Annotated in this window: 14 protein-coding genes; 8 read left to right on the top strand and 6 right to left on the bottom strand. The window is 40.1% G+C overall.

All coding sequences use genetic code 11. From position 1 onward, the window contains the following. Window positions 1-52: 52 nt before the first annotated feature. The 3 genes from DFO73_RS09225 (at window position 53) to DFO73_RS09215 (ending at window position 4094) form a co-directional block, all read left to right on the top strand. Window positions 53-715: a hypothetical protein gene (locus tag DFO73_RS09225; RefSeq protein ID WP_110064501.1), complete on the top strand. Its 663-nt coding sequence runs from the start codon at window positions 53-55 to the stop codon at window positions 713-715. A 12-nt stretch (window positions 716-727) separates the two neighbouring features. Next, window positions 728-1939 (top strand): efflux RND transporter periplasmic adaptor subunit, encoded by a 1212-nt coding sequence (locus tag DFO73_RS09220; RefSeq protein WP_110064500.1) that lies wholly within the window; start codon window positions 728-730, stop codon window positions 1937-1939. Between the two features lie 163 nt (window positions 1940-2102). Then, the gene (locus tag DFO73_RS09215) at window positions 2103-4094 is read left to right on the top strand and encodes a phosphodiester glycosidase family protein (RefSeq protein ID WP_110064499.1); all 1992 of its coding nucleotides are present in this window, start codon (window positions 2103-2105) and stop codon (window positions 4092-4094) included. Window positions 4095-4137: 43 nt separating this feature from the next. Here DFO73_RS09215 and DFO73_RS09210 read toward each other — a convergent pair whose 3' ends face one another. Next, window positions 4138-4986: a stalk domain-containing protein gene (locus DFO73_RS09210; protein WP_110064498.1), complete on the bottom strand. Its 849-nt coding sequence runs from the start codon at window positions 4984-4986 to the stop codon at window positions 4138-4140. A 464-nt stretch (window positions 4987-5450) separates the two neighbouring features. Between DFO73_RS09210 and DFO73_RS09200 the strand changes: the two genes are divergently transcribed. After that, window positions 5451-5759, top strand: a complete 309-nt coding sequence (locus DFO73_RS09200; RefSeq protein ID WP_110064496.1) for a hypothetical protein — start codon at window positions 5451-5453, stop codon at window positions 5757-5759. Window positions 5760-6037: 278 nt separating this feature from the next. On the opposite strand, the gene DFO73_RS09190 is transcribed toward DFO73_RS09200, so the two are convergent. Beyond that, entirely contained in the window at window positions 6038-7105 is a 1068-nt protein-coding gene (locus tag DFO73_RS09190; protein ID WP_110064494.1) for a glycosyltransferase family 4 protein, read from the bottom strand. 341 nt (window positions 7106-7446) lie between these two features. Between DFO73_RS09190 and secA2 the strand changes: the two genes are divergently transcribed. The 4 genes from secA2 (at window position 7447) to tagU (ending at window position 14417) form a co-directional block, all read left to right on the top strand. Then, window positions 7447-9801 (top strand): accessory Sec system translocase SecA2, encoded by a 2355-nt coding sequence (gene secA2 / locus DFO73_RS09185; RefSeq protein ID WP_110064493.1) that lies wholly within the window; start codon window positions 7447-7449, stop codon window positions 9799-9801. Window positions 9802-9815: 14 nt separating this feature from the next. Next, window positions 9816-10703 carry an accessory Sec system S-layer assembly protein gene (locus DFO73_RS09180; RefSeq protein WP_110064492.1) on the top strand — a complete coding sequence of 296 codons (888 nt, stop codon included), beginning with the start codon at window positions 9816-9818 and terminating at the stop codon, window positions 10701-10703. A 226-nt stretch (window positions 10704-10929) separates the two neighbouring features. After that, window positions 10930-13014: a 5'-nucleotidase C-terminal domain-containing protein gene (locus DFO73_RS09175; protein WP_110064491.1), complete on the top strand. Its 2085-nt coding sequence runs from the start codon at window positions 10930-10932 to the stop codon at window positions 13012-13014. A 473-nt stretch (window positions 13015-13487) separates the two neighbouring features. Continuing rightward, window positions 13488-14417, top strand: a complete 930-nt coding sequence (gene tagU / locus DFO73_RS09170; RefSeq protein ID WP_110064490.1) for a polyisoprenyl-teichoic acid--peptidoglycan teichoic acid transferase TagU — start codon at window positions 13488-13490, stop codon at window positions 14415-14417. Window positions 14418-14458: 41 nt separating this feature from the next. On the opposite strand, the gene DFO73_RS09165 is transcribed toward tagU, so the two are convergent. From DFO73_RS09165 to DFO73_RS09150, 4 genes are all read right to left on the bottom strand, one after another. After that, a complete protein-coding gene (locus DFO73_RS09165; RefSeq protein ID WP_110064489.1) occupies window positions 14459-18004 on the bottom strand; it encodes a S8 family peptidase in 3546 nt (1181 codons plus the stop codon). 220 nt (window positions 18005-18224) lie between these two features. Next, window positions 18225-18695: a hypothetical protein gene (locus DFO73_RS09160; protein ID WP_110064488.1), complete on the bottom strand. Its 471-nt coding sequence runs from the start codon at window positions 18693-18695 to the stop codon at window positions 18225-18227. A 135-nt stretch (window positions 18696-18830) separates the two neighbouring features. After that, on the bottom strand, window positions 18831-20288 hold the full coding sequence (locus DFO73_RS09155; protein WP_110064487.1) for an aldehyde dehydrogenase family protein: 1458 nt from the start codon (window positions 20286-20288) through the stop codon (window positions 18831-18833). A 3-nt stretch (window positions 20289-20291) separates the two neighbouring features. After that, a complete protein-coding gene (locus DFO73_RS09150) occupies window positions 20292-21032 on the bottom strand; it encodes an SDR family NAD(P)-dependent oxidoreductase (RefSeq protein ID WP_110064486.1) in 741 nt (246 codons plus the stop codon).

Raw genomic sequence — 21032 nt, 5'->3', positions numbered from 1 at the left:
AAGTTGAGTTAAAATAATATTTGTTGCTATTAAAATCATTTGGAGGATTTATATGTACTATCGATTTCGGCTGCTTAAAGGGATCTTTTTCCCGTCATACTCCTCACATCAATTAAAGCAAGCTGAAGCAATTCCAAGGTTTTGGCCGAGGCTTATCTTATTGGTTTTATTCAGCGGTTTAATCTATCTTTTAGGTTCCAGCCTTGGGCTTGGAAACGAGATTTTATCAAAAGAGCTCACAAGCCTGCCAAGCAGTGAATTCGAGGCGAAAAAGCTTTTATTTATTTTAGGAGAGACAGTTTGGGGAATCATTTTCTGTCTATTTTATTTATTATTTCCTGCACTCTTTTTCTGGACCGTTACGGAAATAGATTATAAAAAATTAGCTGCCATTCAAATGTTTGCATTTACTGTTTTATTAATAGAAAAGGTTTTAGTTTCCCTCTTGGCGTTAACCATTGGGATTGATCAATTCTCTTCCCCATTTTCATTTGGAGTTTTAACACAATATCTGACTGAGAAAAACTTTCTCATCATATTTTTCGGAACTATATCACTTTTTCATTTTTGGGTAATTTATTTGCAATACATCTACTTAACAAGATTATCGGAAAAAAGACGATGGGTTTTATTTTTATTAATTCTGGGGCTGCATGCATTTCTGCTGATTGTATCCACCCTTCTTGATTATATTGAAATAGAAAGGCTGATTTAAGGTGGTGGCCACATGCATATGAAAAAACCTGCAAAAATAACCCTCTTCCTTTTATCTGCACTTTTTGTTGGAGGTAATCTATATCTTACTGAAAAAAAAGACAGTAAGATCGAAAAGATTGAAAGAGTCGAAGAGTGGCAGCAAGTTCAAATTGGACCAATAAAAAATGTTCTAAAAAAACCCGGAGTGGTTACTCCCTCTGAAGAAATGCCGATTTATTTTGACGACGCAATAGGATCCTTTAATCAGTTTCTAGTAAAGCCTGGTGATGAAATCTCGCAGGGAACTGACCTATTTGAGTATTCACCTCATTCAATTGAACAGGAAGTAAGCAGGTTGGAGGCTGAGAAAAACGAGGCAGACAATAAAGCTGATAGTGTTGAATCACATATTAGAGACCTGGAAAGCTTACTGGCTCAGGCAAAGAGTGATGCGGATGAAGACAACCCAAATCTCGACGTAATCTATTCCCTTGAAAAAGAAATTTCTCAAAAGGAACTGGAACAGGAACTGCTGGAGGATGAATCTTCCAAACTGGATGAGCAATTGGGGCAGCTCAATAACAGACTTGATGTATTAACAGTGAAAAGCGAGTTTGATGGTTATGTTAAAGAAATCAATCCAACGCTCAATAATCCTGTTATGACGATAAGCTCTAATACCCCTTCTGTTAAAGGAGCCTTAAATGAAGAGGAAATCCACGAGGTAACTGAAGGCATGAAGGTATCCATTTCAAGCCCTTACGATGAGAAAAAACGGGATGGACAAATCCTGAACATTCTTCAAATGCCTGAAAACGAACCGAATTTAGAAAATGAAACACTTTATCCGTTCTTCATTCAGCTTAATGGAGATGAATCTGGTCTGCATTCAGGAAATCACGTAAATATGGACATCATATTAAGAGAATCTGCAAACGCACTTCTGGTTCATAAAAACAGCATCAAAAAAGCGAAAAAGAATTCTTATTTGTATGTACTGACCCCCTCCGGAACGCTTGAAAAGCGTAACGTGAACACGGGAATTAAAGAAGAAAATAAAGTAGAGATTCTCGAAGGATTAACCTCTGAAGTATTTGTGGTAAAAAATGCAAAATATGTTCAGCAGAAAACAGGCTCCCTATTTACGACCACATTGGAGCCAAAAGCATTGGAAAAGAAAAAAGTAAAAGAAGCTTTCAAAAAGGATTGGAGATATATCCTGCGAGGCTTCCTTTCGAGATAACCTTCCAAAACCATCCTATTATCCATAGGATGGTTTTTTTATAAGCCTGTAACTCTCCGACAATATATTTACCAAAATTTAATAGTTCGACAATTAATTCATAGTATGGTAGAAATATATAAGTATTCTAATATTTGGTATATATATTAAGGAGGCACCAACTTTGTTACACAAAAGAAAGAAAGCTTTAATATTTTTAATGTCTTTGTCCCTTTTCACTATCCCGCAAAAATCTGCATTCGCTGAAACAAAGGAACAATACCCCATTTCCTCTGGAGTTCAATATAAGTATAGCCAGGAAGTAATCAATACACACCCGCAAGCTATCAATCTCCTAGAAATCAATACAGCAGATACTTATACTCAACTGGATCTGTCATATCCTGATCCGTTAAATACTTTAGCCACTACTTCAGCACAAGCCAAAAGAAACCATTATGAAGGACATCGGGTTATCGGTGCTATAAATGGATCTTTCTTTGATATGAAGTCAAAACTTCCGATGTACTTAATCTCGTACAATAATAAGCTCGTTAATCTCGGTTTAACTCAATTTGAGAGCGAGCATTACGTAAATAAGCCAGCTGCTTTTGGTGTAGACGGAAGCGGTAAAGCTCAAATCGAGGATTACAGCCTGAAGGTGACGATGACCCATTCTGGAAGCACGAAAGAAATTACAAGCATTAATAAAATTCGTGAAGCTAATGAATTAATCTTATATACTCCTGATAACATTACCCGTGACCCAGGAACAAACCAATGGGGCTATGAAGTCATTTTTACAAATGCTTCTAAAAACCGTGATTTGGCATTCGGTGACCGCATAACAGGAACCGTTCAGGCAATCAGACCATTTGGAGACACGACTGAGCCGACAATCCCTGAAGACGGCTTTATTTTGTCTGCTCATGGCGATAAGCAGGAAGCATTAAAATCGTTAAGGCCAGGAGAAACGGTCCAGGTTGATATTAGCATTGATTCAAAGTGGCAAAACTCCAAGTTTATGCTGGCAAGCGGCCCTATGCTGGTAAACAACGGAGTTTATGGCCTAAATATGGACCCTAACAACATTCGGGCCCGCGAACGTGCTCCAAGAACTGCGATCGCTATTGATAAAACACAAACAAAGGTCTTCATGGTTACGGTTGATGGAAGACAATCGGGATACAGTGCAGGTATGACGCTCCCTGAATTTGCAAACTATCTAATTAAAATAGGAGCCTATAAAGCCATCAATCTAGATGGAGGCGGCTCTACTGCAATGGCCATACGGAAACAGGGACAGGAGTATGCCTCACTGATTAATCGTCCTTCAGATGGCTGGGAAAGATCTGTTTCATCCACCCTTCAGGTAATCAGCACAGCGCCTATTGGCAACCCTAAATATATCAATGCTGCTCTCTCGAAAAGCGGAGAGTTAAAAGCAGGAACAAGTGTTTCTGTTGAATTAAAGAGCGTTTTAGATCAATTTTATAATCCTCTTCCTAAGGATCTGACAAAATTGAAAGTAACCACGACACTTGGTGAGGTTCAGGGCAATACCGTTACATTATCGAAACCTGGACAAGCTGTCATTACTGTATCCTACGGAGAAGCAGTCAAAAAGTTCACAATAAATGTAACGGAAGAAGCAACAGCCTTTTCGGACGTGCCGGCTTCGTATAAATATCACAAAGAAATCACGGCATTAACCAGCCAGCAGATCATAACCGGGTATCCTGATGGAACCTTCAGGCCTAATACCACCATTTCGAGAATGGAGGCTGCCCTTCTCTTGACAAGAGCGTTAAAACTGAACACTGAAAATGTTCAGGATGCTGATTTCCGTGATGTTCCGAAAGATCATAAATTTTATAAAGAAATTGCAGCAGTAGCCAGCCAAGGAATTATGGTAGGAAAAAGCGAAAATTACTTTGATTTATCTTCCAATTTAACAAGAGCAGAGATGGCAGTCATTCTGCATAGAGCATTTAAGCTAAACGGAAGCGAAAAAGTTCCATTTACAGATGTTACGCCTGAAACCTTTGGATATTATTCCATCTCAACATTATTGGCCAATGATATTACAGAAGGTTTCCCGGATAACACTTATCGTCCGAAGGAATCCTTAAATCGTTTCCAGTTTGCCCTATTCCTATATCGAATTCTGAATTAGGCAAAAAAATGGAGGCACAGAATATCCTGTGTCTCCTTTTCTATTAATCTTCTATAATACCAAGATCCTTTAAACCCATTAGAGTCGTATAATAAACAGATTGGTTGTAGAGGAGATGATCCAGCTCTCCTATCTCGTTCAATACCACTTCATCTGTTGCCAGATCATAAACCTCTACATAAAAGTCGCCATTTATTAAGGTATTGCCATTATCATCAATCATTTCTCCAAAGGTGGTCATATAGACCCCATACTCTTCATCCTCAATCATTCTGACTGAAAAATTCTCTGAAGTGATAAACTGTTTACCAGCATCCAGATAGCTATTATAAAGCGAGACATTAACCACTTCCTGATCAAGCCCAAGGTTTTCTATCCGATTAAAAAATTCTTCCGCCGAGATTTCAAGTGAGTAGCTTCCGTTATTATAAGATTGGAAGTATTGGTCCACAATCATAGCCACTGTTTCAATTTCAACTATTTTTTCATAATTGTCCCAGCTAACCTTTGCACCTATTGACTCTGACACGAACCGAAGAGGTACCATTGTCCTGCTGTTAATAATCTGGGCCGGAACATCAATTTTTACCGTTTTGCCATTTACAGTGGTGTATACACTTCCAATTTTCAATTTGATCACTTTATCAGCTCTGACAGCCGCAACCGTTTTTGTTTTTGAATCATAAGATACATCGGCACCTAATTCCTCAAAAATTTTCCGAAATGGAACAAGAGTCCTTCCGCTTTTGATCACTGGCGGCTGATCAAATTCAAGTGGTTCTCCATCTAGAAGGACCATAATGTTTGTTGAAGCAGCAGACGTATTTTGCATACCACTAAACCAAACTAAAGACAGCAGCAGGAGGCCAATACCAATTCTAAATTTTCTCATCTCATTCTCCTTGGAAAGTATAATTTTGAAACAATTATATAAAATTGGCCCCAAAATAAGTAGCTAAACTTTCCATTTTTAATCAGGTAAATTTTTACTAAAATAGGCGAAAATGGTGTAACTTGAGCTTCAGACATCTTTATGTATGTAATCAAACGATTTTTTCTAAAGGCACTTTTCTCATAACTGTTTTTGCTTATGAACCCTGCCCGTTGATTTTCGCTCCGGATACTTGCTTTCCACGGAGAAGAATGAGAGCCTCCTAGGCTTCGCCTGTGGGTTCTCCCACTTCCCTCTCTTCCTGCTGGAGTCAAGGTACCCTCCGCTACAATCAACTCAGTTGGTTATACTAGGTGTACCATCAAAAAGCAATAAAATTAACGAAAAGAGCCAATCAAAAAAATTAAAAGGCGGGATTAAAATGAAGAGCCTCAAGCTTTTCTCTGCAGTCGGTTTGTCACTTATTGCTGCTGTTTACATCGGGATGTGGAGCAACACATTCAAGTGATCCAGTTAAGGGTTCAGAAGATGAAAGTGATCTTCGGCAGATCAATATAGAAGAAATTAATACGTTATTATCTGCTGCAAGCAAGCATGATAGCACTTTTTATGAAGGAGGTCCTTATACAACAGAGGAAGTTCATATTTATTTTAAAAAGTATTTCACGCCCGATTATATAGAAGAGAATATTTTAAACGGCGAAAATATAAAACAGGAAAATGGTGAATGGATTCTTGCTTTTCCTGGTTCGGAATTTATGGAAGGAACGTAATTTTCAAGATTTATTTACTGATGAAACTGAAGTAAAACAACTTAGTGCAAAAGAGATTAAAGTGATTAATTCTTTAGGTGATGGGTTATATGCACAGCATAAGGAATTGATATCTTTAATTTATACGGATGATGGATGGAAAATACATGGTTTAAAATGGGAATACGAATAAGTGATAAGGACTCATTAAAGAGTCCTTTTATGTATGTTTTATTAAAGAGCTAGGCACACTAAAAACGCATAAAAAGCCGCAATCCAAAGATTGCGGCAAGAAGGTATTATCGGTTTTTTACGTTTGCTCCACTTTTTACATTTGATCCACTGAGCATTTTAAGCAGTGGCTTGTAGTCATGTCCTACAAGTCCAATTTTTTCTGCAAAGATTTCGATGGCAATTAAGATTACACCAACAACCAGCAAGGCTCCCCATACCGTAGACTGCGAGAAGATAACTGCTGCTAGTCCAAATAATCCTGCTACGCAATAAATGATAAGGACTGTTTGGCGATGCGAGTAGCCTAAGCGCAGCAAGCAGTGATGGAGATGGGATTTATCCGGTGCGGATAAAGGCTGCTTGTTGACGAACCTTCTGATAATCGCAAAGAATGTATCAGAAATTGGAACACCCAGGATAATAACCGGGATAACAAGTGACAAGAAGGTAATGTTTTTAAACCCGAGCAGCGCGAGCACTGAAATCATAAAGCCTAAAAACAGCGCACCTGTATCACCCATAAATATTTTCGCTGGATGGAAGTTATAAACAAGGAAACCAAGGGTGCTTCCCAATAAGAGAAGACCGATTGTTAAAACGAAAACATTCCCTTGCAGCATGGCCATTCCGGAGATTGTAATTAATGCAATAGATGATACTCCTGCTGCAAGGCCATCAAGGCCGTCAATCAGGTTAATCGCATTTGTAATCCCCACAATCCAAAGGATCGTAAGCGGAATACTAAAGTAGCCGAACTCCAGCGTACCGCCAAATGGCATTTTGATGAACTCCATTTGCACTCCGCTTAAAACGACCACAAGAGCCGCAGCCAGCTGGCCGAACAGTTTGATTTTGGCAGATAGTTCTAACATATCGTCTAAAACACCTGTAATAATTATAATCAAACTGCCAATAATAATGGGAATGAAATTCTCGTCCCCGGGTCTCATAATGAACACACCGATAATGAAGCTTATATATATTGCTAAACCGCCTAAACGCGGCATGATTTTTTGGTGAACTTTCCTTTGGTTCGGCTTATCTGTCGCACCAATGGCAATGGCAAATTTTTTGACTAATGGCGTTAAAAGTACCGAAGCAATAAAACAAAGAGCTAAGGTTACATAAACCATGAAATACCTCCTCAAATGTAGCATAACCATTCCGTATTATTTTAAAATGTTAATTTCAGCAACCTCTAGTGTATTACTGGGCTTCCAGTACAACCGATATGATTATATCACCTTACTAAAAATAAGAAAATGTATTTTGTACAAATTAATATTTTTGAAAAGAAATAGACATATATCCTCCCTTTTTATTTATCCATATTTGTTAGACGGGAAACCCAGTAAAAAAGTTGCATAATTTTGCTAGTTTTTTAACTTTATAGTAATTCTTTGTCGTATTTGGTAAGATATTTAAATGATAGATAATTATAGATAATAAGATATACATTAAGGGAGCATCCGCTATGTTAACTTACCTCAAGAAAGCTTTCGGCGATATTAATGAGCGCCGGTTAAAGAGCTACTTTAAAACAGTTGAAAAAATTAATCAAATAGAAGATCAAGTCAGCAGCCTAACGGATGAACAGTTAAAGAAAAAAACAGCTGAATTTATGGAAAAGCTGCAGAATGGCAGCACAATAGAAGAGATTAAAATCGAGGCATTCGCTACTGTCAGGGAAGCATCCAAGAGGGTTTTGGGGATGCGCCACTTTGACGTTCAGCTGGTGGGCGGCCTTGCACTGGCAGATGGCAATATTGCCGAAATGGCAACAGGAGAAGGAAAAACACTAGTCGCTTCTCTCCCAAGTTACCTAAGAGCTCTGGAAGGCAAAGGCGTCCATGTCATAACCGTCAATGACTATCTTGCTAAGCGGGATAGAGAAATCATTGGGCAAGTCCATGAATTTCTTGGCCTGACTGTCGGCTTAAACCTTCCATTAATGAACCCTTTAGAAAAGAAAATCGCTTATAAAGCAGATATTACATATGGCGTAGGTACTGAGTTTGGTTTTGACTACCTCCGTGACAATATGGTTGGCAGTCCTGAAGAAAGAGTTCAGCGTCCATATCACTTTGCGATTATTGATGAAGTAGACAGTGTTTTAATTGATGAGGCAAAAACCCCTTTGATCATCGCCGGAAAAATGAAGTCCGGACCAGAACTGCGTTATATCGCTGCAAAATTAGCCACGCGTTTCGAACAGGATATCGACTACATATTAGATGAAGAAACAAAAGCAACCAGCTTAACGGATGAAGGAATCGAAAAAGTCGAAATGGCTTTTGGCGTTGACAATTTGTACGATTTGGAGCATCAAACTCTTTATCACTATGTCATCCAAGCGGTCAGAGCTTATGTCCTGTTCAAAAAGGATGTGGACTACATCATCAAAGACGGCAAAATCATGCTTGTCGACATGTTCACCGGCCGCATCATGGAAGGAAGAACATTAAGTGATGGCCTGCACCAGGCAATCGAGGCAAAAGAAGGACTGCAAGTAACAGAAGAAAACAAAACACAGGCCTCGATTACCATCCAGAACTATTTTAGAATGTACCCTTTCTTGTCTGGTATGACAGGTACTGCCAAAACGTCTGAAAAAGAATTTGAGCAAGTGTATGGAATGCAAGTAGTTCAAGTGCCAACGAACCGCCCGAAAATCAGATTAGACGCTCCTGACAGAGTGTACAAAACGATTAAGGATAAGTATGAAGCGGTTACGAAGGAAGTACAGGAAAGGCACAGCACGGGACAGCCTGTGTTAATTGGAACCACCTCCATTCTACAATCAGAGGAAGTCGCTAAATATCTGAAGAACACAGGATTAACATTCGAGTTGCTTAACGCAAAAAGTGTTGAACAAGAAGTGAGATTAATTTCATTGGCAGGCCAAAAAGGGCAAATTACGATTGCAACCAATATGGCTGGCCGTGGAACGGATATTCTTCTTGGAGAGGGTGTACATGCTTTAGGAGGCTTGCATGTCATTGGGACAGAACGCCATGAAAGCCGGAGAATTGATGACCAGCTTAAAGGACGTTCTGGCCGCCAGGGCGATCCTGGTTCCACACAGTTTTTCATTTCGCTTGAAGATGATATGTTCAGAAGGTTTGCCAAGGATGAACTGGAAAAGTTAAACAAAAACCTTTCTGTTTCAGAGGATGGTTTAGTTAAGAATAAGAATATCCATGAATTTGTGGATCGCGTCCAGAGAATTGTTGAAGGGGCCAATTATTCCATGAGGGAGTATAACCTGAAACTGGATGATGTCATCAACGAACAAAGAAATATCATTTATACATTGCGTAATAGAATCATTGAAAATCAAGATTTGGATCAGCTGTTAGTTTCTGTAGTCGAAAGCACTGTTCAAGCAGAAATTAAGCAGGCGTGCCAGGAAGGTGTTTTACCTGAAGACTGGGCAATTAATCAATTATCAAAGAATTTGGATGAAATTCTTGTAAATCAGGAATACCGCTTCCCTGATCCGATTTTGGATATTGAAGAGGTCCACCAGGCATTAAAGCAGCCTGTCGACAACTATACATCGTACATTCTCGAGCAATCTCAAATAAATGAACCAGAGTTCACAGCAAACATCAAGCATATTATGACGTCAATTCTTGATTACAACTGGATTCAGCATATTGAAGCCATGACACGTTTAAAAGAAGGAATCGGCTTGCGCTCCTATCAGCAGGAAGATCCTATGAGATTATACCAAAACGATGGACTCGAACTTTTCACCCTTACGTATGAGAAGATTGAGAAGGAAATCGCAATGGGAGCTGTAAGCTTTTTAAGAAATCGGCAATAAGGGAGTTTTATTTCATGCTTTCAATATTTCGTAAAAAAAATAAGGATATTAAAAAAAGCGGTAACGATAATACAATAGAAGCCAAAGAGATACTGGATGTGAAGGAGTCTTCAGAAGAGAAAGAAGTGGAAACGGCTCTTTTTATTCACCCAAACTGGAACCTGCCTGCTGAGCAGCAATACGTTTTTCGCTTCCTGCACAATGAGCTGAATCCTTTGCAGCCTAATCAGATTTCAATAGCCGGAGTGGACTTGGCTAACACACCAAATGGCATTGAAGTGACTGCATTTGTGCGCAACAGCTTGCAGAAAAAAGTGTCTTTTGGAGAAACAACCCTGCTCCTTTTAGATGAGGAACAGAACCTTATAGCCAGACAATCCTTTAACTTAAGCGAGCTTGGCGAAGTTCCTGCAGAAAGCAGTATGCCATGGGTGTTCCGATTCCCGGCTAACACCATGAAGCAGGAAATCTTTAAGGAAAGCAACTGGACATTGGCATTTGAACTGGCGAAGCCGCATTCCCTTGATCTTCATGAAAGCTGGGAGAAAGCTCTTTCAGCAGAAGAAAAAGAAGGATTAAAGAAATTGGTCGCTTCTGCTGGAAAGCCAAAAGATGGCGAAGTCAATTTCATGGGGATTAAGATCAGCCATAACCCTGGAGAAAATCTATCTGTTACACTAATGATCCGCAATGGCACAAAACAGGATATGCATTTGCAGCAAATCCCGATAGCAGTTAAGGATGCTTCTGAAGAAATCATAGCAGAAGGAGCATTTAACCTGGAGGATTTTGTCGTGAAAGCAAATACGTCCAAACCGTGGACCTTTATCTTCCCTTCTTCCTTTGTTAAAAAAGAAGAAATTGATCTATCATCGTGGTCTATTCAGATCGTTAATAACTAATAGAAAAACAACAAAAGCCAGTTCTTCCAAATGAAGATCTGGCTTTTATTAATCTATAAGCTTTTTTCTTATTTAGTTTTGCTTACCCTCATTATCTTTAGGCTGTCGTTTATATCGAAATACCCCTCAAAACGCCGATGTTTTTTTAAAAAATTCCCAATTTAGAAAACTATTGGCGAAATTTGTATTATAATAGAATCGAGTAAATTTTAGAGGAGGAATAATTATGGTGAGTGTGAAAAAGAGTTTCCTAGTCTTGTTCTCAGCTATATTAATTCTGGCCAGCCTTGCAGGAATCCAGCCGGCTACTGCAGCTGAAACAGGTACTAAAACAATCACGATATTACATACGAATGACTCACACGCTAAAGTAAAGCCTGACGATGGAGGAATGGGCTTTGCCAAGCTTGCAACCTTAATCAAGGAACTTCAGCAGGAAAACGCAAATACACTTCTTCTTGACGCAGGCGATACACTTCATGGAACTCCGTTTGCAACGGTAGAAAAAGGCGAGAGCATTACACAAATTTTAAATAAGCTAGGCTATGATGCCATGGCAGCTGGCAACCACGATTTCAACTACGGTTATCAGCAGTTATTGGCATTACAAAAAATGATGGACTTTCCTGTTTTAAGTGCCAATGTACGGAATAAAAATGATGACTCCCTGCTCTTACAGCCATATAAGGTTGAAGAAGTAGATGGAATCAAAATTGGTATCTTCGGACTTTCTACTCCTGAAACGCATTACAAAACCAATCCAAAAAATGTTGAAGGTTTAGAATTCACTGATCCTGTTGAAGAAGCCAAGGCTATGGTTAAAATATTGAAAGAAACTGAAAAAGTGGATATGGTTGTAGCTTTAACACACCTTGGAATTGACGAATCAAGCACAGACACTTCCATCCGTGTAGCAGAAGGTGCACCAGGAATTGACTTAATCGTTGATGGACACAGCCACTCTGTACTTGTTGAAGGCCAGAAAGCTGGCGAAAGCACACTTATTGTCAGTGCCGGTGAGCATACAAAAAATCTGGGTGTAGTTGAATTAACATTTGATGGCAGCATGCTCGTCAATAAAGAAGCGCGTTTGATTACAAAAGAGGATGCTTCCGGCACACAAGAAGATGCCGATGTGAAGGCATTAATTGACGAAGTAAGCGAAGCCCAGGACAAGATCCTATCCGAAAAAATCGGTACAACGAAAACATTATTAGATGGTGTTCGCGAACACGTTCGTGCCGGTGAAACAAATCTTGGCAACCTTTTAACAGATGCCATGCTTGAGGCTTCAAACGCTGATGCTGCCATCACGAATGGCGGGGGAATTCGTGCGTCTATTGAAGCAGGTGACATTACGAAAAAGAATGTCATTGATGTTCTGCCATTCGGCAACTTCCTTGTGACAAAGAAATTTACAGGTGCTGAAATTAAGGCTGCACTTGAACATGGTACAGGCGACTTTCCTAATGTTAAAGGAGCCTTCCCTCACGTATCTGGCATGACATTTGAAATTGACCTAAATGCTGAGAAAGGGAAAAGAGTTAAAAACCTCCAGATTGCTGGTAATCCAGTTGATCTTGAAAAGGTTTATGTTGTGGCTACAAATGACTTTATGGCCGTTGGCGGAGATGGTTACACTATGTTTGAAAAAGGGCCGCTTGTAAATGAATATGGTGCCCTTGATGAAGTATTAATTGAATATATTAAAGCAAATAGCCCGATCGATGCTAAAAAGGAAGGCCGTATCGCCACATATCTTCCATTTAAGGACGTACCGGCATACTCATGGTCTCGTCAATACATTGCAGATTTGTACTATAAAAACCTAGTAAAAGGTACATCTGAAACAACTTTTGCTCCTAAAGCAGAATTAACACGCTCTCAATTTGCCTCTCTATTGGTAAGAGCTTTGGATTTAAAAGCAACAAAAGATGCTCCTTTTACGGATATCGCTAACCTTCCTGAAGAAACAAAACAGGAAATTGCTGCTGCCTATGAATTTGGTTTAGTAAAGGGTGTAAGTGATACAATATTTAACCCTAAGCATCCTATTACACGTGCAGAAATGACAATTATGCTTGAACGCGCATATGAGCTGCAGACAGAAGCTGCTTATGAACCAAAGGCAAAAGCTCCATTTACAGATATCACTAAACTGACTGAAGAAGCTCAGGAAGCAATTGCTGCCGCTTATGAGCTCGGATATGTAGAAGGCTATGGCAAGGATCTCTTCCAGCCGAAAGGCCATGCTACACGCCAGGAAGCTGCAAAAGTTATATCCGTGTTTTTAGATTCCATTGAACAGTAAAATACTAAATAGCATCCAATCCTGACTGCTGGGATTGGATGTTTTTATTTTGCTCGAAATTTCCCGAGAAATGAAGTCAAATATTGTAGAAATTTTTGTTGTTTCATTTACAAAAAATGGCGGTATACACATAGTAATTAATAGAAATACAAGTTTTGTAAATAGATAAATATCTAATAAAGGAGTGTTTTCAATGAAAATTAAAGCCGGAAGCTGGAGAATGCTTACCAAAAAAGATAAACTATTTATTTTAGAGCTTGTTAGCTATCGATCAAAAAACAAACGTACTTCTTAAATATTCCTCCTTCATGTTACCCCACACTCATTCTCTGAAATACTTTCAAAAATAAAACAGGCATGGGCCTGTTTTTTATTTGTGTTAATTACATATTTTCACATTTTCCCATCTATTCATTTCTTATCAAATTTGATAATCTATTAGTTAGGTTTATTAATCCATCGGAGGTAAAGAAATGAGAGCCGAAATAAAAGGCAAGAAAAAAAGGATATGGCTTAGAGTTACAGGCATTATTATACTCTTTACTATTGCAGCAGCTGGAATTTACGGTTATACCGTTTACAAATCTCTAACGGATGCAGTGGAAACCATGCACCAGCCAATCAAACGCGAAAAATCCGAAAAAAGACCGGAGCAGGTTACTTTGGAAAAACGAGACCCCTTTTCTGTTCTTCTGCTTGGAGTAGATGAGCGGGAAGGTGACAAAGGCCGCTCAGATACAATGATAGTCTTAACAGTCAATCCTGAAATGAATTCAGTAAAAATGCTGAGCATTCCACGGGATACACGAACACAAATTATCGGAAAAGGCATCGACGACAAAATTAACCACGCCTATGCTTTTGGCGGAGTAGAAATGTCCATGGCTACCGTCGAGAATTTCCTCGATATTCCAGTTGATTACTATATGCAGATTAATATGGAAGGCTTTAAGGACATTGTAGATGCAGTCGGCGGGATTACAGTGAATAATGATTTGGATTTCACTTCTGACGGTGTCCATTTTCCAAAGCAGCAAATCACCTTGGATGGCGAAGAGGCTTTAAAATATACAAGAATGAGATATGAGGACCCAAGAGGCGATTTTGGCCGGCAGCTTAGACAGCGCCAGATCATTCAAGGGGTTATTAATAAAGGGGCAAGCTTCTCTTCTTTAACGAGATTTGATGACATTTTTGAAGCCCTAGGAAAAAATATCAAAACGAATATGGCCTTTAACGAAATGGTTGATATCCAAAAACATTATAAAGAAGCCGGAGAAAATATTGACCAACTTACAATAGAAGGCAGCGGCCAAACGATAAACGACATCTGGTATTTAATTGTTCCGGATGAGGAACAGAAAAGAGTACAGGATGAATTAAAGAGCCATCTGGCTTTATAAAAACGAAAGAAGCAGTGCAAAATAGCACTGCTTCTTTGTTTTTATTTTATGGTGATTTTATAAGGATCTGTGCTGGCATTACCTGCGGCATCCTCTACTTTTACATAATAGCTGCCTTTTTTCAGCTTAATAGGCAGAATTTCATTGTCACCTTTACCATAGAAATCAGATACAGCGACTTGGCTTCCTTTGGAATTATAAATGGTTACTTTTCCATCTAAATCCTTTGGCAACTGCAAAGCAACTGTAACGTTTCTGTCTTTATCAAGGGTAAGTTTGTAGAAATCCTGATCTCCTTTATTAGAAGTTAGATTCATATAGCCTGTTGCATAAAAACCATTTCCGTTTCGCTTTAGAGAAAGCGGCTTAGAAGGGATATTATTTTTCACCTTGGAAACCCTGTCTTCATCGGTCCTGTTTGCGCCATCAATCTTTAGAATATAAGGCACAAGGGATGAATTTGTTCCAAAGTAATCAAACGTTAGGATAAAGTAGCCTGATTTCTTTTTGGTCCTAAAGCCGGTTCTTTCTTCCCCACTGTAAAAGCTGTAATCCACCATCGTGATATTGCCTTCCTCTTCCGGTTCCAGCTTCCCATTTCCATTGGTATCTTCAATTAATACCAGAACTGGATCGATTTCAGCACGATGCTGCGCCTTAACATTTTTATATTTGTCAGGCAACTCTCTTGGTGTGACTCTGACGCCAAACACGCCATCTTTGCCCGGCTTGAAATAGTAGGTGTCCACATCCCCTGCTGTTGAATAGTTGCCTGTCAGGCCAGTTGTCGAAACCTTAATGGCATTTTCAAAAGAATCATTTTTCTCATAAGGATCTGCAACATTCTTTACTTTTGATTTAACTGTAAAGCGATATGGCTCAAATGCCGGACGATACATTGGATCAGAAACCCGGAAATAATAAGTCTCTCCAGCCTGCAGTCCAAGCGTGAAGCTGCCCTCTACCGATACTGTATCATCTGTCCAGGACCATGTGCTGTTGGAATAGACATATGAAAAGTCCTTATACTCTTCGTTGTACTTTAACACTTCCATCGCTGCCGGCTTGTAGCGGCCGTAACTCATATTTACTTCAAAGATGGAGCTGTGTTTTGGTGTGAAGGAAAACCAGTCCTCGTCCCCAAAGGTTTGAAGATAACCTTCCTTCGATTCATTTTCTTCAAACGGTACAGCTGCATCCTTTAACATATTGATATAGTCTTCATAGGTTTGCATATTTGGATCGAACATCTTTTGCTCGATCGCCTTTTTCTTGGCAATATACTCTTCTAAATCCCCTTCAATAAGCTCTTCCTCAGGACTTCCCATTCCTATTTCCATCGGGATGCCATCTTCATCGGCAGGAAGCGTTCTTGCATCAATCGTTAATTGGTATGGCTTGAAAGAAGAATAGCTTTTATCATAATCAATTTCAAAGTCCTCGAACATAAGCATAAATTCATCAATATACGGTTTATTTGTTACCTCTACCATATATTCCTGGCCGGCAATAGCGTTAAAAGCCAGCTCCTCGCCTTTTCCTTCTCCTTTATAGGAAGCCTGATCCATTTCATGAATCATTTCTCCTTCTTCCATCTTTTCAATCATATGAAGTTTAATAGAAGGATTAATTCCAGGGACGCCGGATAGGCTGATTTTAACAGCTTTCATCCCATCTTCTTCCTGCCCCGGAACTTTAAAGCGGAAGAAATCTGAGTCACCTGGAATTTCTTTCATTCCTTCCTCCATACCAGATCCTTCTGTTTGTTTGGAAGCGGCTTCTGCTTCAGGCTCTTCCATTCCTTCTTCCGGAAGATTCTCCCCAAACATTAATCGCTCGTCTGTATAGTAGTTATCCAATCCGGATCGATATGGCAGAGATTCAACCTCCACAGGTGATTCCATTGAATTGCCATCGTCCAATAATTCTGCACTTTTGTGGAGAGTTAGCTTATAGGTTGATTGGCCAGCTTCTCCATACTTTCCGAAGCTATCCTTAACAGCTACAACAAGCGTCCCATTCTCTTCTGCTTTAAAGAGCGTTCCCTCGCTGCTGCCTTCACGTGCTCCATTAACTTCTATCTTTTCGAGAGGTTTTTTCTCTCCATCCTTGAAAAATAGCAGTTCAAATTTTAAATCAAATTTGTCTGTTCCATCGAGAGAAATTTGTATATATTCCCCCTTCGTTAAGGATGTTTTATATAAATCTGTTTGGTTTAATTTCTGCAGCTTACCTGATGCTGGAATCGCTTCAAACTCGCCAAGATCCTTTGCTTTCGCAAAGATATCCGCTTCTTTTACCGAAGGGTCTGCAGGTATATTTTTCGGATTAAACGAAAGAAGCTTAACCGGATCGATCATTCCATAGCCATATTTTAAATCGTAGCCTTTTTCGCCTAAGTCTCTGGCTGTTTTAGTTAAAATATAATTTACCTGATATGGAGTCAGATTCGGATATTTGGACATCAGTAATGAGACTGCCCCTGCTACCACCGGTGAAGCCATGGAAGTACCGCTCATTTCAACAAAGGAAGAACCCTTGTCCACATCAAAAACAGGTGCATATACCTTATGCCCAGGAGCTACTACATCTATAGATGGCCCATATGTAGAAAAAGATGCCAGCTGATTATTTTCATCTGTTGCCCCTACGCTGATCACTCCGTCGAAGGAAGCAGGATAATTGAGGATATTCGCACCATCATTTCCCGCCGCCGCCACTACAATGATTCCGGCATCAATTGCTTTTTGAACAGCATCTTTAAGGATCGGCGAAGGATAATAGGTTCCTAGACTCATATTAATAACCTTTACCTTTTGGCGAATCGCTTCCAGAATTCCTTCAGCAATCGTATAATCGGTAACATAATATGAGCGGTTGAAAACATCAATTGAAACAATCTCGGAATTTGGGGCTACTCCATATCCTCCGATTCCATTTCCCTTTTCAGCACCGATAATTCCGGCTACATGTGTGCCATGGCTATCAGGTGTGCCCTTTTTCAGTGGATTCATGGCATTTTTGTTCGCTGTAATTTTATTCTTCAACTCAGGATGTGAAGCATCTACCCCTGTATCAATTACCCCTACTTTAACTTTATTTTTGCCTGTAAGTGAGTGGGCTTTTCCAAGATTTAAATTTTTAAGATGAAACATTTCTGCAGCCTTAGGATCTGCGGTTCCTAGCCTTTTGCCATAAGCGCTTCTAGTGATCGAAGTAACGCTAGCCAGTTTGGCATAGTTTTGTGCTACTTCCATGAGCTCTTTATTGCCCTGAACCTCGATTACGTCATAGCCTAAGCTTGCAAACCTTTTAACCAGCTTACCGCCGGCTATCTTGTGTTCACTCTGAGAAAGAGGCTTTTCATATTTCACAACAAGCTGATTCTCAGTAAATTTCTTTTCTTCCTCCTTTGTTACCTGACTGACTTTAAAATCTTTGTTTTGAAGATTAAATTGCTCAAGCTGCTGATAAACTCTTTGTGTGACACTCTTTTCAGAAGCAGCTGCTGCACCTGGAAAAAGTGAACTGACTGCCAGAGTTGCCGCCAATCCTGCCGCTAGACCCTTCCCCTTTAGATTCTTCATGTTTTTCCTCCCTGACTAAATTCATAAATTAATAGAATAGACACATAGTGCATGGATAATATTTCCTACTATATAGACGAATGAGGCTTGGAAAAAGTTTCATTTTTAGTTTATTTTTACCCATTATTTATTTTTCTATCATAAATCAAATTTTCACGATAATAAATGAATGTTTTCTTTATAAAATGACATTTTTCTACTTTCAGCTAGCAAAATAAACTTACTTATTATAGTCCCATAATATTCTCCACTTTCCTTTTTCTTGCCCGACATATACATCCTGCTCGATATCAAATTTTCCATATTTACCCTCAAATGTTTGTATAACGATAATCTTATAGGCAGGTTTAATGACGGAACCCTCTTCAGACATCCTCCATGAATTAAGCTTTTCAGGCTTGCCCAGTGTAAATGTAAAAGAATCTACACCAAAGTGATTCATAAAAACATGGGCCCTGTCCTGGATATAATGTCCTTTAGAAAATTTCTGTTTCATGTTTGAATGAAAGAGCTCCCAGGAAGATGAAAACTCCCCTTTTTGTTCATAAGCATAAAACTCGCGGACAGTTTCTTCAGCATGTTTTTCTGATGAAAAAATCAAGACTTTAAGAAATAATAATGAAAGAAGAATAGCTATAGAGACTAGAATAATTTTTAATAAAGTATTTTTTTGATTTCTTTTATATCCCACAATATCACCTCTTTAAAAAGGTTGTTGGTCTATTTTATTCAGGGATACTGTGATTTATCTCTTAAAGCAGGAATCAGAGCCTGCAAAAAGGGATGCCTCCATTAAGGAAGACATCCCTTTTTTGTACATGAGCGATTAATATTTCAACGCCACATTCTTCACCTGCGTATAATTCTTCAAAGCTTCCAATCCTTTTTCCCGCCCAAAGCCACTATGCTTATAGCCGCCAAATGGCTGAGTGATGCCGCCGCCAGCTCCATAGTGATTTATGAAGACCTGGCCGCATTCAAGCGCATTGGCAACGCGGTGGGCACGGCCGGCATTTTCAGTCCATACGCCTGCAACGAGACCGTATGGCGTACCGTTTGCGATTTCGATTGCTTCCTCTTCTGTTTCGAAAGTAGTTACGGTTAAAACCGGCCCGAAGATTTCCTCCTGGGCGAGGTGATGGTTTGCTGGTACGTTATCAAAAATCGTCGGCTGCAGGTAATAGCCTGATTCGCATCCTTCGACAGGCTGGCGTTTTCCGCCTGCTGCAACCCGGATTCCATCATCCTCTGCAAGCTGCAGGAAGCTTTGGATGCGCTCAAATTGCTTTTGGTTTAAAACGGGTCCAAGGTCAGAATGATCGATCCCAGGTCCTATCGTCAGCTTTTCGAAGGATGCAGCGAGTTGCTGCACAAACTCATCCTTGATCGATTTTTCAATCACAAGGCGGGAGCCTGCTGAACAAGTCTGACCGGCATTTTGTACAATGGACTTTAACACCCACTCTAATGCTAACTCCTCATTGCAGTCAGCAAACACTACATTCGGCGATTTCCCGCCAAGCTCAAGGGTAACCGGAACGATATTCTTCGCCGCTGTTTCCATAACTCTTTTTCCAGTCTCGACTGAACCGGTAAAGGTAACATGGTTGACCCCTGGATGGGCCGATAATGCCGCTCCGGCTTCATACCCGTAGCCAGTTACCACATTAAGAATTCCCTTCGGCAGCCCAAGACTTTCCATTAGTTCAACAAGTTTTAGTGTTGATAGCGGAGTATCCTCAGCAGGTTTCAATACGGCTGCATTCCCGGTTGCAATCGATACAGCAATGCTGCGTGCAGCAATTTGCAGCGGGTAATTCCAAGGAATAATATGCCCGACAACCCCAAGCGGTTCGCGGACGGTGTAATCAATAATGCCTCGTTCAACCGGGATTGTTTCTCCCATAATTTTATCGGCCACACCTGCGTAAAACTCGAAATAGCGGGCCGCAATCTCGACATCTGTTTCAGACTGGACCAATGGCTTACCGACATTTAACGTTTCCAATCTTGCTAACTCTTCTTTATTTTCGCGGATGATATCTGCTGTTTTGAAAAGCAGCCTTCCCCGGTTATAAGCTTGCAGGGACTTCCACTCTTCCGAACGGAATGCCTTCTTTGCCGCTTTGACGGCTCTATCTACTTCTTCCTGATCGCCACGCGGCACTAAAGCCAGAACGGACCCGTCTGCAGGATTTTTCACTTCTATTAATCTGCTTTCGTCCGGAACCACCCATTCTCCATTAATATAACAGCCTTGAACCTGCACGTCTGTTGCTTTCATTAATTATATCCCCCTTCCGCCATCTACGTTCAGGACAGAGCCGGTCACAATCGCGGACTCCTTGGAACATAGATAGACAAGTGAATTGGCAATATCAGTCGGCTGGATCAGCCTCCCTAATGGGACACTCTTTTTAAAAATTGTATCTTTCGTTGCTTCGATGTCTGCATCCTTTGAAGTGAACTGGCCCAGCATGCCTGTGTCAGCAGGACCAGGATTCACGACATTGACTCGGATTCCGTATTCAGCCAGTTCAATGGCCAGTGCCTGTGAAAAAGAAACCGCTGCACCTTTGGAAGCGATATAGGCATTCAAGCCCGGCCGCGGTCTTACCATGGAAATCGATGCGATATTAACGATGACACCTTCTCCCTGTTTTTTCATATAAGGAACCGCTTCACGGCATGTGAGAAAAAGGGATGTTGCGTTAACAGCCATGATTTTCTCCCAATCTGACAGACTCACTTCTTCAATCGGTGTCGCTGATTGGGCAATCCCTGCAATATTAACCAGGCCGCTGATTTTTCCAAAGGCTTCACTTGCTTCTGAAAAAATTCTCGCCACATCTTCTTCCTTTGTTAAATCACCGGCAATCGGCAGCAGGCGGTCAGTTCTTTCGGCGCCATCCACATTTAAATCAACGGCGGCAACAAAAGCCCCTTCTTCCAAAAACCGTTTAACCGTTTCTTTTCCCATTCCGCCCTGTGCACCGGTAACAACAAATACTTCATCCTGCAATCTCAT

It is taken from the genome of Cytobacillus oceanisediminis (assembly GCF_003182355.1).
In the GTDB taxonomy this organism is placed as follows: Bacteria; Bacillota; Bacilli; order Bacillales; family Cytobacillaceae; genus Cytobacillus; species Cytobacillus oceanisediminis_A.
This window is presented reverse-complemented; position numbering and strand designations above follow the sequence as displayed.